At 61.2% G+C, this 17,682-nt stretch carries 15 protein-coding genes and 1 pseudogene; 9 read left to right on the forward strand and 7 right to left on the reverse strand.

Annotated elements, in window-relative coordinates; translation table 11 throughout:
- Nucleotide 1: 1 nt before the first annotated feature.
- The 6 genes from lepB (at nt 2) to pdxJ (ending at nt 4,466) form a co-directional block, all read left to right on the forward strand.
- Nucleotides 2–859: a signal peptidase I gene (gene lepB / locus V6943_RS14110; RefSeq protein WP_197445582.1), complete on the forward strand. Its 858-nt coding sequence runs from the start codon at nt 2–4 to the stop codon at nt 857–859.
- Between the two features lie 89 nt (nt 860–948).
- The gene (locus V6943_RS14115; protein WP_340554031.1) at nt 949–1,326 is read left to right on the forward strand and encodes a DUF4845 domain-containing protein; all 378 of its coding nucleotides are present in this window, start codon (nt 949–951) and stop codon (nt 1,324–1,326) included.
- On the forward strand, nt 1,323–2,012 hold the full coding sequence (gene rnc / locus V6943_RS14120; RefSeq protein ID WP_131650628.1) for a ribonuclease III: 690 nt from the start codon (nt 1,323–1,325) through the stop codon (nt 2,010–2,012). Before V6943_RS14115 ends, rnc begins: the two co-directional genes overlap by 4 nt.
- The gene (era, locus tag V6943_RS14125) at nt 2,005–2,916 is read left to right on the forward strand and encodes a GTPase Era (RefSeq protein WP_131650627.1); all 912 of its coding nucleotides are present in this window, start codon (nt 2,005–2,007) and stop codon (nt 2,914–2,916) included. The genes rnc and era overlap by 8 nt, the downstream gene beginning before the upstream one ends.
- 109 nt (nt 2,917–3,025) lie before the next feature.
- A complete protein-coding gene (recO, locus tag V6943_RS14130; RefSeq protein ID WP_131650626.1) occupies nt 3,026–3,727 on the forward strand; it encodes a DNA repair protein RecO in 702 nt (233 codons plus the stop codon).
- A complete protein-coding gene (gene pdxJ, locus V6943_RS14135) occupies nt 3,720–4,466 on the forward strand; it encodes a pyridoxine 5'-phosphate synthase (protein WP_340554033.1) in 747 nt (248 codons plus the stop codon). Before recO ends, pdxJ begins: the two co-directional genes overlap by 8 nt.
- Nucleotides 4,467–4,807: 341 nt before the next feature.
- Here the strand turns inward: pdxJ and V6943_RS14140 are convergent.
- From V6943_RS14140 to lon, 6 genes and pseudogenes are all read right to left on the reverse strand, one after another.
- A pseudogene (locus V6943_RS14140) lies at nt 4,808–4,968 on the reverse strand (DUF2905 domain-containing protein); the annotation flags it as partial.
- 52 nt (nt 4,969–5,020) lie between these two features.
- Entirely contained in the window at nt 5,021–5,914 is an 894-nt protein-coding gene (locus V6943_RS14145) for a LysR family transcriptional regulator (RefSeq protein WP_131650945.1), read from the reverse strand.
- A 467-nt stretch (nt 5,915–6,381) separates the two neighbouring features.
- Nucleotides 6,382–7,344, reverse strand: coding sequence for a tRNA 5-methoxyuridine(34)/uridine 5-oxyacetic acid(34) synthase CmoB (gene cmoB / locus V6943_RS14150; RefSeq protein WP_340554035.1), 963 nt, complete (start codon nt 7,342–7,344; stop codon nt 6,382–6,384).
- Nucleotides 7,341–8,081, reverse strand: coding sequence for a carboxy-S-adenosyl-L-methionine synthase CmoA (gene cmoA, locus V6943_RS14155; RefSeq protein WP_256056305.1), 741 nt, complete (start codon nt 8,079–8,081; stop codon nt 7,341–7,343). Before cmoA ends, cmoB begins: the two co-directional genes overlap by 4 nt.
- 106 nt (nt 8,082–8,187) lie before the next feature.
- Nucleotides 8,188–8,580, reverse strand: coding sequence for a protease inhibitor I42 family protein (locus tag V6943_RS14160; RefSeq protein WP_256056111.1), 393 nt, complete (start codon nt 8,578–8,580; stop codon nt 8,188–8,190).
- A gap of 189 nt (nt 8,581–8,769) precedes the next feature.
- Complete coding sequence (gene lon, locus V6943_RS14165) at nt 8,770–11,151, reverse strand: endopeptidase La (protein ID WP_340554036.1); 2,382 nt, start codon at nt 11,149–11,151, stop codon at nt 8,770–8,772.
- A 137-nt stretch (nt 11,152–11,288) separates the two neighbouring features.
- Between lon and V6943_RS14170 the strand changes: the two genes are divergently transcribed.
- The 3 genes from V6943_RS14170 to putP all read left to right on the forward strand — a co-directional run bounded on the left by V6943_RS14170 (nt 11,289) and on the right by putP (nt 17,192).
- Nucleotides 11,289–12,044, forward strand: a complete 756-nt coding sequence (locus tag V6943_RS14170; RefSeq protein ID WP_256047260.1) for a helix-turn-helix domain-containing protein — start codon at nt 11,289–11,291, stop codon at nt 12,042–12,044.
- A 200-nt stretch (nt 12,045–12,244) separates the two neighbouring features.
- Nucleotides 12,245–15,406: a bifunctional proline dehydrogenase/L-glutamate gamma-semialdehyde dehydrogenase PutA gene (gene putA / locus V6943_RS14175; RefSeq protein WP_340554038.1), complete on the forward strand. Its 3,162-nt coding sequence runs from the start codon at nt 12,245–12,247 to the stop codon at nt 15,404–15,406.
- Nucleotides 15,407–15,707: 301 nt separating this feature from the next.
- Nucleotides 15,708–17,192, forward strand: a complete 1,485-nt coding sequence (gene putP / locus V6943_RS14180; RefSeq protein WP_340554039.1) for a sodium/proline symporter PutP — start codon at nt 15,708–15,710, stop codon at nt 17,190–17,192.
- A gap of 81 nt (nt 17,193–17,273) precedes the next feature.
- Here putP and V6943_RS14185 read toward each other — a convergent pair whose 3' ends face one another.
- The gene (locus V6943_RS14185; RefSeq protein ID WP_181100590.1) at nt 17,274–17,498 is read right to left on the reverse strand and encodes a DUF3203 family protein; all 225 of its coding nucleotides are present in this window, start codon (nt 17,496–17,498) and stop codon (nt 17,274–17,276) included.
- Between the last annotated feature and the right edge of the window lie 184 nt (nt 17,499–17,682).

The raw sequence follows: 17,682 nt of genomic DNA on the forward strand, positions 1-17,682 counted from the left end.
TATGTCGATCAATTTCCCGCTGTTGCTGGTGATTGCCGTTGCAGTATGCGGTTTTCTGTCGCTGCTCGACCTGATGTTCTTTGCGCCGCGTCGTCGTGCTGCGATAGCGAACTATGAAGGTCGCACCGGTGGCCAGCCTGATCAGTCGACACTGGACGCCCTGAGCAAGGAACCGGTGCTGATCGAGTACGGCAAATCCTTCTTTCCAGTGCTGGCGATCGTCTTGGTGCTTCGCTCGTTTCTGATCGAGCCGTTTCAGATTCCATCGGGTTCGATGATACCGACGCTCGAGGTCGGCGATTTTATTCTGGTCAACAAGTTTGCCTACGGCATTCGCCTGCCGGTGGTGGACACTAAGATCATCGACGTCAGCGATCCAAAGCGTGGCGATGTGATGGTCTTCCGCTATCCGAGTGACCCGAACATCAACTACATCAAGCGAGTCGTTGGCCTGCCGGGAGATATCGTTCAATACAGCAGCGACAAGCGGCTCACCATAAACGGCAAGCCGGTCCCCGAAGTGCTGATCGGCGAAGAGCCGGGCAGCCTGGGTAGCGCCAAGCTGTACCGGGAGCAGCTGGGCGAGGTCGAGCATCAGATCCGCAAGGAGATGGGTCGCTACCGAGTCGAGCCCAATCGCGAGTGGCGCGTCCCTGAAGGTCATTACTTCATGATGGGCGACAACCGCGACAACTCCAACGACAGCCGCTATTGGCAAGATGCAGCGATTCCCGCTGAGTTTGCCGGCATGGTTCCGGACCGCAATATCGTCGGTAAGGCGTTCGCCGTGTGGATGAGTTGGCCGGATCCGAAGTTCAGCAATCTGCCACACTTCTCCCGAGTCGGTTTGATTCACTGAGTCTGTGATTCAGGGCCGGGTTCCCCTGGCCCGGCTCGCTATATTTGAGCAGCCCCGATTGGTGGGTAACGTACGACATAGAGGTCGACATGAGTTTTGCTCGTTCGCAAAAAGGGCTGTCCATGCTGAGCTGGATCGTGATGCTTGCGCTGGTGGCGTTCGTGGCCAGCACTGCTTTCAAGATGCTGCCGCACTATTTCGACTATATGTCCATGGACAAGATCATCAGCGGAGTCGAAAGTGACAAAACGATGGAAGTCCGCACCGTTCGGGACTTTTACAGCCATGTCCGCAAGGGGATGGATGTAAATGGCATTCGCGACCTCGATCTAGAGGAAGCAATGAAAGTCGTCATCGAGAACAATGAATTCAAGGTCCATCTGGATTACGAAAAACGCGAGCCCCTGATCCATAACCTCGATCTTGTGGCGAACTTCGATAAAGTATATCGCCTAAGGATGCCGTGAGCACTTCGTTAGCCCGTCTCGAGCGCAAGCTCGGTTATCAATTCAAAGACCAGGAGCTGATGCTGCTGGCCCTGACGCATCGCAGCTATGCCGGACGCAACAATGAGCGTCTGGAGTTTCTCGGTGACGCCATTCTCAACTTCATCGCTGGCGAGGCACTGTTCAGCCACTTCCCACAGGCCAAGGAAGGGCAGCTGTCCCGCCTGCGTGCGCGGCTGGTCAAGGGCGAGACCCTCGCGGTGCTCGCACGAGGTTTCGAACTCGGTGACTATTTGCGCCTCGGTTCGGGTGAGCTCAAGAGCGGTGGATATCGCCGTGAGTCTATCCTGGCCGACACGCTCGAAGCCTTGATTGGTGCAATCTATCTGGACGCCGGCATCGAGGCCGCGCGCGACCGCGTACTCGCCTGGCTTGCCAACGAACTGCAAGGACTGACGCTGGTCGACACCAACAAGGACCCTAAAACCCGCTTGCAGGAGTTTCTGCAGTCGCGCGCCTGTGAATTACCGAAGTACGAAGTGGTGGCGATTCAGGGAGAACCGCATTGCCGCACGTTCTTCGTCGAGTGCCAGGTGTCGCTGCTCAACGAGAAGACACAAGGGCAGGGCGCCAGCCGGCGCATTGCCGAACAGGTTGCCGCCGCCTCGGCATTGATCGCCCTTGGCGTGGAGAATGGCCATGACTGATGAACATCTGCAGGACGATGCGGTAAGCCGCTGTGGTTATGTCGCAATCGTTGGTCGTCCCAATGTCGGTAAGTCGACGTTGCTCAATCATGTGCTCGGGCAGAAGCTCGCAATCACTTCACGCAAGCCGCAGACCACGCGCCACAACATGCTCGGGATCAAGACCGAAGGTGCTGTCCAGGCCGTCTACGTCGATACGCCCGGACTGCATAAGAACGGCGAGACCGCTCTTAATCGCTACATGAACCGTACGGCCTCTTCGGCATTGAAGGATGTCGATGTGGTGGTGTTCGTCGTCGACCGCACGCGCTGGACCGATGAGGATCAGCTAGTGCTGGAGCGCGTTCAATATGTCGAAGGGCCAGTGATCGTCGCGGTGAACAAGACCGATCGCGTCGAGGACAAGGGCGAGCTGCTTCCGCATTTCGAGTGGCTGGCACAGCAACTGCCGAGAGCCGAGATCGTGCCGATTTCCGCTCAGCACGGGCAGAACCTGGATGTGTTCGAGAAGCTAGTGGCGTCGCACCTGCCGGAAGGCGAGCACTTCTTTCCGGAGGATCAGATTACGGACCGCAGTAGCCGCTTCCTCGCCGCTGAGCTGGTGCGCGAGAAGATCATGCGTCAGCTGGGCGCCGAAGTGCCTTACCAAATCACCGTCGAGATCGAGGATTTCAAGCAGCAGGGGCATGTTCTCCATATCCATGCGCTGATCCTCGTCGAGCGCGACGGACAGAAGAAAATCATCATTGGTGACAAAGGCGAGCGGATCAAACGCATCGGTCAGGAAGCGCGCAAAGACATGGAAGTGCTGTTTGATTCCAAGGTCATGCTCAATCTCTGGGTGAAAGTGAAGAGCGGTTGGTCCGATGACGAGCGAGCCCTGCATTCGCTGGGCTACCAGTAAGCGATAAGACGAGAAGAGAGGCTCGGGGCGAGCGACTGAAAGCTTGAACCGATTGCAGGTATGGGCCAAGGGATTGGCCCAAGTTTTCCAGCTTCCAGGCGCTTAGCCCATGGACTCCATGCTTCCCCAGACCGCCTTCGTCCTGCATAGCCGTCCCTATCGCGAGAGCAGTGCTTTGGTGGACTTCTTCACGCCTGAAGGACGACTACGAGCCGTGCTTCGCGGGGCGCGTGGGAAAGCAGGGACGTTGGCGCGGCCGTTCGTGCCGCTCGAGGTGGAATTTCGTGGGCGTGGCGAGCTGAAGAATGTCGGGCGGCTGGAAAGCGTCAGCCAAGCCTACTGGCTCGACGGCAACGCACTGTTCAGCGGCATGTATCTCAACGAATTGCTGATTCGCCTGCTTCCCGCTGAAGATGCTCACCCGGCCATGTTCGATCACTACGCCGCGACATTGCCTGCGCTGGCGGCCAAGCGCCCGCTCGAACCCATACTTCGTGCTTTCGAATGGCGATTGCTGACCGAGCTCGGCTATGGGTTCGCCCTCGATCAAGATATCGCTGGGCAGCCGATCGTCAGCTCCGGGCTTTATCGATTGTTGCCGGATACCGGCCTCGAGCCTGTCGGTCAGTTTCAGCCCGGGTTATTCAAAGGCGCGGAACTCCTGGCCATGGCCGAGGCCGATTGGGAAGTGCCAGGCGCTCTAGCCGCAGCGAAGCGATTGATGCGCCAGGCGCTGGCGCCACATCTGGGTGGTCGACCTCTGGTCAGCCGTGAATTGTTCATGAACATAAAGGAGGTCCCGCGTGACTGAAGCCAATCGAATTCTGTTGGGCGTCAATGTCGATCATGTTGCGACGCTGCGTCAGGCGCGCGGCACGCGTTACCCAGACCCGGTCAAGGCGGCGCTGGACGCCGAAGAGGCGGGAGCCGATGGCATTACCGTGCATCTGCGCGAAGACCGTCGGCACATCCAGGAGCGCGACGTGCTGATGATGAAGGACGCGCTGCAGACCCGGATGAATTTCGAAATGGGCGTGACCGAGGCGATGCTGGCTTTCGCCGAGCAGCTGCGTCCGGAACATGTCTGCCTAGTGCCGGAAACGCGTCAGGAGCTCACCACCGAGGGTGGCCTCGACGTCGCTGGCCAGGAGTCGCGCATTCGTGATGCCATTGCTCGCCTTGCCGCCTGCGGTGCGGAGGTCTCGTTGTTCATCGACGCTGATCCGCGGCAGATCGAAGCGGCAGCACGCTTGGGCGCTCCGGCTATCGAACTGCATACTGGACGTTACGCCGATGCGCATAGCGTGGCCGAACGGGCCTGCGAGCTAGCGAGAATTCGCGAGGGTGTCGAGTTCGGTCTGAGCCACGGATTGATCGTCAATGCCGGGCACGGCCTGCACTACCACAACGCCGAGCCCATCGCGGCGATCCGCGGTGTCAACGAGCTGAACATTGGCCACGCGATCGTCGCCCATGCGTTGTTCGTCGGCTTCAAGCAGGCCGTCAAGGAAATGAAGCACCTCATCGTCACCGCCGCGGCTCGCGGCTGACAAGCGCGGCGGCCTGCTCACGGCGGGTCACCTCGACAGCCTGTTAGCGCCGGAACAGATCGGGTCTGTTGACGTTTCGTAAGCGGCCGCGCCGGAGCCTGTTTTTGCGCGAGGCAAGGCACGAGGAGTGAAGTTTGGTTGTTCCAAATGAGCCACGAGAAACGCCGCCTCGCGCAAAAACAGGCCCGGCCCGAAGGGTTGCGCGGCAAATGTCGCCAGGCGGCGTTGCGGGACTTGGCAAGAGAACAACCATTACCTGCGTCCCGCGCCTTGCGGAACGCCGCCCGGCCTGGCGACATTTGGCGCAGCAACGCGGCTCGCGACGAAACGTCAACAGACCCTAGCACCACGTTCAGAATGATCATCGACGTGATGGGAATGAAGGTACGGCTGCGCTCCGACTCAATGCGGATATCACCCGGCAGCCTGCCAACCAGCTCAGCAACCCGGGCGCGTAGTGGAGCACCACACCGAGCAGAAGCAACAACAGACCTGCGCCCATCAACCATTCGCCATACCGCCTCTCGTTCTCCTGTCGTACCCGATCAGACCGACTACTTGTGATACGCCATAAAGGCCGCAATGACATGCCGCGAGAGCACATCCACCGGCTCGCTGCAGTCTGCGGCGCGTAGCAGTTTTATCTGGTAGTCGCCGAGTTTCGGCAGGCTGCTGCTTTCTTCCAGACGTTTCAGCGGATGCCTGATCAGGCTCAACGGATAGGGCGCGACCGCCAGGTCGGCCATCATGGCTGCTTCCTGTCCGGCGCATTGCTCGCTGGAATAGGCGATGCGATAAGAACGGCCTGCACGGTCGAGCGCATCCAATGCCTGACGTCGCCATGAGCACCCGGGACTCGCCAGCGCCAGCGGCAAAGGGGTGCGCTCGACCGCGACGCCGCCCGCTCGACCAGCCCAGACCAATGGTTCGCTGTGAATGGTCTCGCCACGCGAGTCGTCCTGGCCAAGGTTGCCGACACTAATGAGTGCGACATCCAGTTCGCCGGCATCGATGCGTTGGATCATGTCCAGGCTACGACCCACAGATACATCGACCTCGATTCCCGGATGAGTGCGTGCGAACAGTGACAGCAGGCCCGGCAGGATATGCGTGCCGAGGTCGCCCGGCGTACCGAACCGAACCCGCCCGACCAGCCTCGGCGCAATGAAGGCGTTGACCGTTTCCTCGTTGAGTTTGAGCAACCGCCGGGCATAGCCCAACAAGCGCTCGCCATCGGCCGTCAGTGCGATGCGTCGGGCCTCGCGAACGAACAGCGTGCAGCCAAGCATGGTCTCCAGCCGTTTGATTTGCATGCTGACGGCCGAGGTGGTGCGAAAGATCTGTCCGGCTGCTCGTGTGAAGCTGCCGCTTTCTGCAATCGAGACGAAGGTACGCAGCACATCGATTTCAAGCAGCGGCATGGCGGATTGGGGAAGTTCTTCGGGCATACCTGGCATGGGATGGCCTTCAATTTTCTTGAACCTGAAGTTTTATTGTAGTCGTTTGTCTGAATCGTCAAGGGCGCTCAATCTGATTCTGCCGATCGCGAATGACGGTCGGTTGGTATCGGGTGCGCCCATGCGCCCTCTTAGCAGGAGGATGCAATGCGAGATTTAGAACGTCAGCCAGAACGGCAGCACAAACGTGACGTGATTGGCGATCGGGATCGGCCAGCAGTGCCGGAGTTCTATATGCCGGCCATGTGGCCAGTCGAACTTCAGCAATTATTGACCGATTGGTTCGTGGCCTGGCGGAAACGGCGCTTGTACCGGTGCCTGCTCAGGCTCAGCGACCAACAACTGGACAGGCGTGATCTGAGCCGCTCGCGGCTCGTCGAGAGGGAGCGCATGCCGTTAAGGCAAATAGTGGCGGAGCAGCGTTGCCGACGCGGGTGCCAGGAAGCGAACTCGTAAGCCTATGGCTTGCGTGCGATCAGCACGGCACGCATCGGCGCCGGTAACCCTTCGATGGTCTTGCTGTGATCCTGGGGGTTGAGAAATTCCGGCAGCGACTGATAGCGCATCCAGTCGGTGCTGCGCTGTTCCTGGACGCTGGTGATGCTGACGTCGACGCAACGCACATCCACGAAGCCTGCACGGCGCAGCCAGCATTCCAGCGCCGCCACCGAGGGCAGGAACCAGACGTTGCGCATCTGCGCATAGCGGTCTTCGGGGACCAGCGCGGTGTGTTCGTCGCCTTCGACCACCAGGGTTTCCAGCACCAGTTCGCCGCCTTTGAGCAGGCAATCTTTCAGGTCGAGGAGATGATCGACGGGTGAGCGGCGGTGGTAGAGCACGCCCATGGAGAACACGGTGTCGAAGCCTTCGAGCTTGGCCGGCAGCTCTTCCAGAGCCATCGGCAAGTGCCAGACCGGCAGTTCTTCGAGGTAGCGCTTCATCGCGTGGAACTGGCAGAAGAACAGCCAGTTCGGGTCGATACCCACCACCGAGTCGGCGCCAGCACCGAGCATGCGCCACATGTAGTAGCCGTTGCCGCAGCCGACATCGAGGATGCGCTTGCCGGCAAGATCGAGATGCGGCGACACGCGATCCCATTTCCAATCGGATCGCCACTCGGTGTCGACGTGCACGCCGAACACGTCGAACGGTCCTTTGCGCCAGGGTGACAGACCGAACAGCGCGTCATGGGTAACGGCGCGGGTAGCGTCGTCGCACTCGGCCTCCAGGCGGAAAGCATCGCGCAGTTCAACGGCGCTGGGCTGGATGTCAGGCAGCGCATCGACGGCACGACGCCAGCGCGGCAGATCGCCGTGGCCGATGGCGAGCTTGGCGTCGAGTTGCTGTTGCAGGCCATTGGCCCATGCGGCCAGCGGGGTGCCGGCCAGGCGCCAGGCGAGGGGAGTCAGATCGAGGTTCATGGCAGGGCGATCAACGAGGCGAAATTCAGACACTGGAACCAGGGCACCACCTTGGAAAAACCGGCATCCAGCAATCGCTGGCGGTGGGTTTCCAGACTGTCGGGCTTCATCACGTTTTCGATGGCGCTGCGTTTCTGGGCAATTTCCAGCTCGCTATAGCCATTGGCGCGCTTGAAGGCGATATGCAGGTCGGTTAGCAGCTCTTGTTCCTGCTCGTCTTCGAAACGCAGCTTTTCCGAGAGAATCAGCGCACCGCCGGGTACCAGCGCCTGGCGGATGGCGCCGAGCAAAGCCGGCCGCTGTTCACGTGGGATGAATTGCAGGGTGAAGTTGAGCGCCACCAGCGAGGCCGGTTGGTACTGCAGTGCCAGCACATCCGCCTCGATCACGTCGACCGGCAGCAATTCCTGAAACATCGAATCCTGAGCATGCAGATATTCGCGGCAGCGCTCGACCATCGCCGATGAGTTGTCGACGGCAATCACTTGGCAATTGTCGGTTTTCACGTGCCGGCGCAGCGCCTGGCTTACTGCGCCTAGGGAACAGCCGAGATCGTAGAGGCAGGTATTCGGCTGGGCGAATTGCGCCGCCAGCACGCCGATGTTTTCGACGATGGTCGGGTAGCCCGGCACCGAGCGCTTGATCATGTCGGGGAACACGCGCACCACGTCTTCGTTGAACGCGAAGTCCTGGGGTTGGGCGAGGGGCTTGGCGAACAGGCGGTCTGGGTCGTGGATCACGGCGGTGTCTGGGCAGGCTGAAAAACAGGGGCGGCATTGTAGCGGAAAGCCGCTCGTGTCGCCGTTGCCGACTGGACGATCGGCACGGATATGGCAGTCGCGGTTACTGCACTTCGATACGGCAGTCGAACAGGCCGGCGGGCTCGTCCTCGGTTTCCCATGGGCGCTGATAGGTCAGGTACAGCCGACCTGCGCCGGCCTGTTCGGCCTGGAAACGCCACGTGGAGATACCATCGCCGCCGATCAGATCGTTCTTCGCCGAGCTGAACACCTCGGGGCCGAGACTCTTCAACTGCTCGGACGAAACTTCACGAAGATGCCAGCGATAACCAGTGGCCGGGTTGCTGGGCAGGCTGAGGATCAGGGTCTGGCCAGATTGCAATGACAACGGGCAAGCCGCGTCGTCATTCAGCGCGACACTGCCGGAGGGCTTACTGGCGCAGCCGGCAAGCAGCAGCACGGAGGCGAATGACAGCAGGCGGGGCAGTGTAGACATGGGCGAACGGGGCTCTGTATAGGCGGGCTTGCGTCGAACCATAAGACGCCTGTGGCCAATCGTAAAGGCTGTGCTTTTACTAGAAAGCAGCTTGCTGGCGATGCCTGGCCACGGATCGCCAGCAAACTGGTTGTCACGATTGCGGCTATCGGAGCCTGAATCGGAGGGTTCCGACACCGCACTGGATCGTCAGAACAGCACCTTGACCACATCACTGAAGCGCTTGGCGAAGTGCATCGTCAGGCCTTCCTTCAGGTAGTCCGGTAGCTCCTCGAAATCACCGCGGTTCAGCTCGGGAATGATCAGTTCGTAGAGCTTCAAGCGCCGCGCGGCGATTACCTTCTCACGCAAGCCACCGATGGGCAGCACCAGGCCGGTCAGGGTCAGTTCGCCGGTCATCGCCACGCCTTTTTTCGGTGCCTGGTTGCGTGCCAGCGACAGCAGCGCGCTGGCCATGCTGATGCCGGCGCTCGGGCCGTCCTTCGGCGTCGCGCCTTCCGGCACGTGCATGTGCACGAACGCCTGATCGAAGAACTTCGGATCGCCTTTGAATTCCTTCAAGTGCGCGTTCACATAGCTGAAGGCGATTTCGGCCGACTCCTTCATCACGTCGCCGAGTTTGCCGGTGAGTTTGAAGCCTCGGTTCAGCGTATGGATGCGTGTCGCCTCGATCGGCAGGGTGGCGCCGCCCATGCTGTTCCAGGCCAGCCCCGTGACCACGCCGACACCGGTGAGCAATTGCTCGGGATGCCAGAACGGCATACCCAGATAGCTCTCGACGTTTTTCGGGCCGATCTTGATCTTGCTGTCTGGCTCGTCGAGCAGCTTGACCACCGCTTTGCGCACTATCTTGCCGAGTTGCTTGTCGAGCTGGCGCACCCCGGCTTCCCGCGCGTATCCCTCGATCAAGTAGCGCAATGCGCTGTCGCTGACGGACAAACGATTCTTCGGGACGCCAGCGCGCTCCAGCTGCCTCGGCCACAAATGGCGCTTGGCGATGGCGAGCTTTTCTTCGGTGATGTAGCCGGACAGTCGGATGATCTCCATGCGATCGAGCAGCGGACCGGGAATTGAATAGAGGCTGTTGGCGGTACAGACGAACAGCACCTTGGACAGGTCGAGGCGCAGATCCAGGTAATGGTCGAGGAAGCCAACGTTCTGCTCGGGGTCGAGGGTTTCCAGCAGTGCCGAGGCCGGATCGCCCTGATGGCTGTTGCCCAGCTTGTCTACCTCATCGAGCATGATGACCGGGTTCATCACCTCGACTTCCTTCAGCGCCTGCACCAGCTTGCCGGGCAGGGCGCCGATATAGGTCCGGCGATGACCCTTGATTTCCGCTTCGTCGCGCATGCCGCCGACGCTGAAGCGATAGAAGGGTCGCCCCAGCGATTCGGCGATGGATTTGCCGATGCTGGTCTTGCCCACGCCTGGCGGACCGACCAGCAGCACGATGGACCCGGCGATCTCGCCGCGGAACGCACCGACGGCGAGAAACTCGATGATGCGGCTCTTGATGTCGTCCAGGCCGGCGTGGTGATCGTTGAGTATTTTCCGTGCGCGTTCGAGGTCGAGCTTGTCCTCGCTGTACAGGCCCCAGGGCATCGAGGTTGCCCAGTCCAGATAATTGCGCGTCACCGCGTATTCCGGCGAGCCGGTTTCCAACACGGACAGCTTGGTCAGCTCATCGTCGATGCGCTTCTGCACGGCGGGCGGCAACACCTTACCTTCCAGCCGTGAGCGGAATTCGTCGGCGTCGGCGCTGCGATCGTCCTTGGTAATGCCCAGCTCCTGCTGGATGATCTTCAGCTGCTCTTTGAGAAAGAACTCGCGCTGGCGCTCGCCAATCTTGCGATTGACCTCGCCGGTCAGCTCCTTCTGCAACTTGGCGACCTCGACCTCCTTGCGCAGCAGTGGCAGCACTTTCTCCATGCGCTTGAGCACGGGCACGGTGTCGAGCACTCCCTGCAATTCAAGGCCGGGCGCAGTGGTCAGGGCTGCGGCAAAGTCGGTCAGGGGGGACGGCGCGTTCGGGCTGAAGCGATTGAGATAATTCTTCAACTCTTCGTTGTACAGCGGATTGAGCGGCAGCAGTTCCTTGATGGCATTGATCAGCGCCATGCCGTAGGCCTTCACCTCGTCGCGCGGGTCCTCGTCGCTCTGCGGGTAATCCACCTCGACCAGATACGGAGGTTTGCGTCGCAACCAGCCGCGAATGCGCACCCGCGCCATGCCTTGGGCGACGAATTGCAGCTTGCCGCCTTCCTTCGATGCGTGGTGCACGCGGACCATGGTGCCGTGCTCGGGCAGGCTGTCCGGGTCGAAGCTGGCGGCGTCCTGCACCGGCGTGTCCATATAGAAGAGCGCCAGACGCTGATGCGGCGTCTTGGCGACCAGCTCCAGCGTTTCGGCCCAAGGGTCTTCATTGACGATGACCGGCAAGACTTGAGCGGGGAAGAAAGGCCGGTTATGCACCGGAATGATGTACAGCTTGTCCGGCAGGTTCTGGTCCGGCAGCACCAGTCCAGTCGATGAATCGTCCTGCTCGAATTCGTGATTGATGTCGTCGTTCATGCGGCACCTGTTGCGAGTACGTGCTCTTTAGATGGGTCTGCGGCAAATGATTTCAATCCAATTTCCCACGCATCCCCGGCAACTGTAAAAAACCGCCCGGCTCCAGTAGAGTGCGACGACACGTCAGGTATCCCGCCATGCTCAACGCCCGTCTGCTTCGCCTCGATGATCAGGCCCACGAACACGCGCACGACTACCATCAATTGGTACTGTCGCTGGCCGGCAGTGCGGAGTTCGAAGTGGATGGTTCTGGTGGGGAAGTCTGCCGCATGCGCGCCTGCCTGGTGCCGGGCCACGCCGAGCATGAATTCGCCGGCAAGGGCGATAACCGCATGCTGATCATCGATCTCGACGAGCAGGACCTGAGCGCCGATGATCCTCGGCTGCTGGCCCAGCTGTTCGAGACTCCGCGTTATCCGGCGTTGGATGCCGACTTTCAGAACCTGCTCAATTACGCCGGTGCCGAACTGGCCCGCTACGGCAGCGATCCACTGCTGGCGCGTGCGCTGGGTGGCGTGCTGCTGCGGGCCTTGCACTTGCGGGTGTTCGGTGAGTCGACGCGTCGACCGACCGGTGCGATGGACATCGCCCGCCTGGATGCCCATATCGAAACCAATCTGGCGCGCCGTATCACCGTCGCCGAACTGGCCCAGGTCGCCTGCCTGAGCCCCAGCCATTTCCACGCGCAGTTCAAGGACAGCGTGGGCCTCACGCCGCATCAATACCTGCTGAAAAGCCGTCTGGACCGAGCCGCTCGGCTGCTGCGAGAAAGCCCGCTGCCGTTGGTACGAATCGCCGAGGAGTGCGGTTTTTCCAGCCAGAGTGCGCTGACCACCGCGACCCGGCGCTATCTCGGACTCACGCCAAAGCGCCTGCGCAGCAGCGAAGGCTGAAGTTTTTCTGGCGAACGCTGAGACGAGCGGTGCAGTCTGGAAATCCCGTAGTTTTCTGCAAAAGTTCAGTAGCTTCGCGCAACAACACAAAACCCTCTCGCCGTAGATTCCCCTACCGTTTGGCGTCCGCTGCCGTGTAATCACTGGCGTGCGCGTCCGCTAAGCTGATTCGAACAACACTCCACGAGAGGAGCGGCGCGATGTTCAAAGCCGGTCAAGCCTTGCAGGGCGATTTCGCCAATCTGAAAGCCGCCGAATTCTTCCCCGCCATCAGCGCCAATTACAGCGTTGACGAGGCGGCCTATCTGACTGAACTCCTGCAGCTGGCCGATCCCGGCGAAGCGGGCATCGAAGCCATCCGCCGTGAAGCGCGCAGCCTGATCGAGGCGGTGCGTGGCCGTGACAATGCGGTCGATACGCTCGACGCGCTGCTGCGTCAGTACAGCCTGGATACCCACGAAGGGCTGATGCTGATGTGCCTGGCCGAGGCGTTGCTGCGCGTGCCGGATTCGGCCACCGCCGACGCGCTGATCCGCGACAAGCTCAACGCCGCCGAGTGGGAACGCCACTTGGGCCAGAGCGACAACGTGCTGGTTAACTTCGCCGCCTGGGGCCTGGTGATGACAGGCAAAGTTGTCGACCCGGACAACACAGATGGCCGTCCTAAGAATGTCATCGGCCGGCTGATCAAGCGCTCCGGCGAGCCGGTAATTCGCGCCGCGATGAACCAGGCGATGAAGCTGATGGGCAAGCAATTCGTCCTGGGTCGCACCATCTCCGAAGCGCTGAAGAACGGCCGCCCGGAGCGTGAAAAGGGCTACACCTATTCCTTCGACATGCTCGGCGAAGCGGCACTGACCGCCGAGGATGCCGCCAAGTACATGGCCGATTACCGCCAGGCCGTCAAAACCGTCGGTGCCGAGCCTCAGGTTGGCCCCGGTCCGCGTCCGTCGGTATCGATCAAGCTGTCCGCGCTGCACCCACGCTACGAAGTTGCCCAGCGTGAACGGGTGCTGACCGAACTGTTCGAGAGCGTCCGCGAGCTGGCCGTTTTGGCGCGCTCGCTCGATGTTGGCATCACCATTGATGCCGAAGAGGCCGACCGCCTCGAACTCTCGCTGGAACTGTACGAAAAACTCATGCGCGACCCGGCCATTGCTGGCTGGGGTGAATTCGGTCTGGTCATTCAGGCCTACTCCAAGCGTTGTCTGCCGGTGCTGGTCTGGCTGACGCTGCTGGGCAAGGAGCTCGGTGCGCGTATTCCGCTGCGCCTGGTCAAGGGCGCGTATTGGGACAGCGAAATCAAGCAATGCCAGGTCCAGGGCCTGGATGGCTATCCGGTTTATACCCGCAAGGAAGGCACCGACACCTCCTATCTGGCCTGTGCGCGTTACCTCTTGTCCGAGCACACCCGCGGGGTGATCTACCCGCAGTTCGCCAGCCACAACGCGCATACCGTCAGCTGCATCCTGAACATGGTCGGCGAGCTGAAGGCGCCGCGTGAGTTCGAATTCCAACGCCTGCATGGCATGGGCGACGCGCTTTACGACACGGTGATCGAGAAGTACCGCAAGAGCGTACGCATCTACGCGCCGGTCGGTGCTCACAAGGATCTGCTGCCGTATCTGGTGCGACGTCTGCTGGAAAACGGCGCCAACTCGTCGTTCGTCCATCAACTGGTCGACCCGCGCGTGCCGGTGGAAACACTGATCGATCATCCGGTCACCCAGCTGCGTCAGTTCAAGACCCTCGGTAACCATCGCATTCCGCTGCCGCCGGCGCTGTACGGCAACCGGACCAACTCGCAAGGCATCAACATGAACATCCAGACTCAGTGGAACGAACTGTCCAGCGCCTACCAGACCTTCCTTGATCGTCAGTGGCAAGCGGCGCCGGTCATTGGAGGGCAGACGCTCTCCGGCACACCGAGCAAGGTGCACTGCCCGTATGACTTGGGCAAAGAAATCGGCACCGCGCAGTTCGCCACCGCCGAGCAGGCCAAGCAGGCCGTTGACGGTCTGGCCGCGTTCTGGCCGCGCTGGAACGCCACACCGGTCGAGCAGCGCGCGCGGATTCTCGAGCGGCTGGGTGATCTATTGGAAGCCAACCGTGCCGAGCTGATGGCCATGTGCACGCTAGAGGCCGGCAAAACCCTGCAGGACGGCATCGATGAAGTGCGTGAAGCGGTCGACTTCTGCCGTTACTACGCGCAGCAGGCGCGTCTGAAGCTGGGTCGCGAAGAACTCAAGGGCCCGACCGGCGAGCGTAACGAGCTGTTCCACGAAGGCCGCGGCGTGTTCGTCTGCATCAGCCCCTGGAACTTCCCGCTGGCGATCTACCTCGGTCAGATCGCCGCGGCCCTGGTTGCAGGCAACACCGTCCTGGCCAAGCCGGCCGAGCAGACCAGCCTGATCGCGGCCCGTGCGCTGGAGCTGATGTTCGAAGCCGGCCTGCCGAAGGACGCGATTGCCTTCCTGCCGGGCGACGGCGCCACCCTGGGCGGCGTGTTCTGCCGCGATCCGCGCGTGGTGGGCGTGTGCTTCACCGGCTCCACCGACACGGCGCGCATCATCAACCGTCAGTTGGCTGAGAAGGAGGGCGCCATCGCCACGCTGATCGCTGAAACCGGCGGCCAGAACGCGATGATCGTCGATTCCACCGCGCTGCCCGAGCAAGTGGTCAAGGATGCCGTCGGCTCGGCTTTCACCAGCGCCGGCCAGCGTTGCTCGGCCCTTCGCGTGCTCTATGTGCAGCGCGACATTGCCGACCGTGTCATCGAACTGCTCAAGGGCGCCATGGCCGAGCTGAAAGTCGGTCCGACTCATCTGCGCGAAAACGACTTGGGCCCGGTCATCGATGCCGACGCCCGTGATGGTCTGCTGGCGCATATCCAGCAGCTCAAGGCCGAAGGCAAGCTGATCGCCGAAGCCAAGCTGCCGGGCAGCCACAATGGTCATTTCGTCGCACCGGTGGCGTTCGAGATTGGCGGGATCCACGAGTTGAAGAAGGAACACTTCGGTCCGGTGTTGCACGTGGTGCGTTTCGATGCGGCGGATCTGGAAAAGGTCGTCGCCGATATTAATGCCACCGGTTACGGCCTGACCCTCGGCATACACAGCCGCAACGAGGAAACCGCAGCGCGCATCGAGGCCTTGGCGCGGATTGGCAACCTCTACGTCAACCGCAACCAGGTCGGTGCGGTGGTCGGCGTGCAGCCGTTCGGTGGCTGCGGCCTGTCCGGCACCGGCCCGAAGGCGGGCGGCCCGAGCTACCTGCTGCGCTTCGCCAACGAGCGCACCACGTCCACCAACACCACTGCCGTAGGCGGTAACGCTTCGCTGCTGTCGCTTGGCGACGACTGAGGTAGACGAGCTGTATTCGCCGCGAGGGCGCGCCTCCACACAACGGTAGCGGTGTCCACCTGCTGCTTTATGTGGGAGGCCCGCCCGGGGCGAAGCTTCTGGCTTTGCTTGCGGTACTTGATTTACCTCGGCCGCCTCGACGGTCGGAATACAACAACAGAACAGTTGGCGGATCGCTCTTCCGCCACTGATGGACCCGATTGGGTCCGTCGCCGGTGATGGCGCGAGCCGCCATCGCCCTCTGCCAGATGGGATCGGGAATACCCTCGCGCCCATCAACAATAACTAACGAGGGAACAAGATGAGCATCAGTACACCCACTCTGGTCACGTTCGTGATCTATATCGGCGCGATGCTGTTGATTGGCTTCGTCGCCTATCGCGCCACCAAGAACTTTGACGACTACATTCTCGGCGGCCGCAGCCTCGGCAGTTTCGTCACGGCCCTGTCGGCTGGCGCTTCGGACATGAGCGGTTGGCTGCTGATGGGACTCCCAGGGGCGATCTTCGTCGCGGGCCTTTCGGAAAGCTGGATCGCGATCGGCCTGATCGCCGGGGCCTGGCTGAACTGGCTGTTCGTGGCCGGACGCCTGCGCGTGCACACCGAGCGCAACAACAACGCATTGACCCTGCCGGATTACTTCTCGCACCGTTTCGAAGATGACAGCCGCATGCTGCGCATTTTTTCGGCATTGGTGGTTTTGGTGTTCTTCACCATTTACTGCGCTTCGGGTGTGGTCGCTGGCGCGCGTCTGTTCGAGAGCAGCTTCGGCATTCCCTACGACGTCGCGCTGTGGGTCGGTGCCGCTGCAACCATCCTCTACGTATTCATCGGCGGCTTCCTCGCGGTGAGCTGGACCGACACCGTGCAGGCCACGCTGATGATCTTCGCGCTGCTGATCACACCCGTGTTCGTCGTGCTGGCGCTGGGCGACATGGGCGCCGCGATGGATACCATCGCCACCCAGAACCCGGCTGCCTTCGACATGTTTAGCGGCCTGTCCTTCGTTGCGATCATTTCGCTGTTGGCCTGGGGCCTGGGCTACTTCGGCCAGCCGCATATCCTGGTGCGCTTCATGGCAGCCGACTCGGTGAAATCCATTCCCAATGCCCGTCGCATCGGCATGGCTTGGATGATCCTCACCTTGGCGGGAGCCGTGGCGGTGGGCTTCTTCGGGATCGCCTATTTCGCAGGGCATCCTGAACTGGCTGGGCCAGTCAGCGAGAACGGCGAACGCGTGTTCATGGAGCTGGTGAAGATTCTATTCAACCCTTGGGTCGCCGGTATCATCCTCTCTGGCGTACTGGCCGCGGTGATGAGTACCCTCAGCGCGCAGCTGCTGGTGAGCTCCAGCGCCCTGACGCAAGACTTCTACAAAGCCATGCTGCGCAAGAACGCGTCGCAGACTGAGCTGGTCTGGGTTGGCCGTGCAATGGTGCTGCTGATTGCGTTCATCGCGCTGGGCATCGCGTCCAATCCGGACAGCAAGGTGCTGGGGCTGGTGTCCTATGCTTGGGCCGGCTTCGGCGCTGCGTTCGGTCCGGTAGTGCTGATTTCGCTGCTGTGGAAAGACATGACTCGCAATGGTGCGCTGGCCGGCATGATCGTTGGCGCTGTCACCGTGGTGGTGTGGAAGGAATTCATCGGCCTGGGGCTGTACGAGATCATTCCGGGTTTCATCCTCGCCAGCATCGCCGTCTTCGTCTTCAGCAAGATTGGCCAGGGCGCCTCGCCCAGCATGATCAAACGGTTCGAAGAGGCAGCGAGCGAATACCACGGCCGCTGATTGAAGGTCGTTGAAAAGACAAACCCCGCTGTCGTTCACCGGCAGCGGGGTTTCTTTTTGTCGGGACGCCGCCGGGTGTGTTCAGTCGTCGGCGATCAGATTTTCGCGATCATCCTTGGCGCCTGCCGCTATCAGATGTTCGGCCTGGTCTTCGGTGAGGTGCGTGCTGGCGCCGTCGATATGTGCGACCGACATGCGGGCGGCGGGATCGGTGCTGACTCGCACATCCATTATCGCGCTGCGGTAGGTGGTGCCCTGAATGACGGCAGAGCAGGTGCCGGTCGGAATATCGAGAGTGACTGTCATGGCAAGCCTCCGAAACGCTTTCGATGGAGCCGCAGCACGAGCGCGGCTGTTGCAAGTGAGACAGTGCCGGGCGCGATCCGTTTTGCACGACGGGTCGTGTGTTGGGCTGACCGGCAGGAAATCGGCCTGTCAGGGTCGGCCTGAAGCCGACTGGTCGGTAATTGTCGATACCGCCTGGTCACAA

Source organism: Pseudomonas sp. CBC3 (assembly GCF_037967085.1).
Taxonomy (GTDB): Bacteria; Pseudomonadota; Gammaproteobacteria; order Pseudomonadales; family Pseudomonadaceae; genus Stutzerimonas.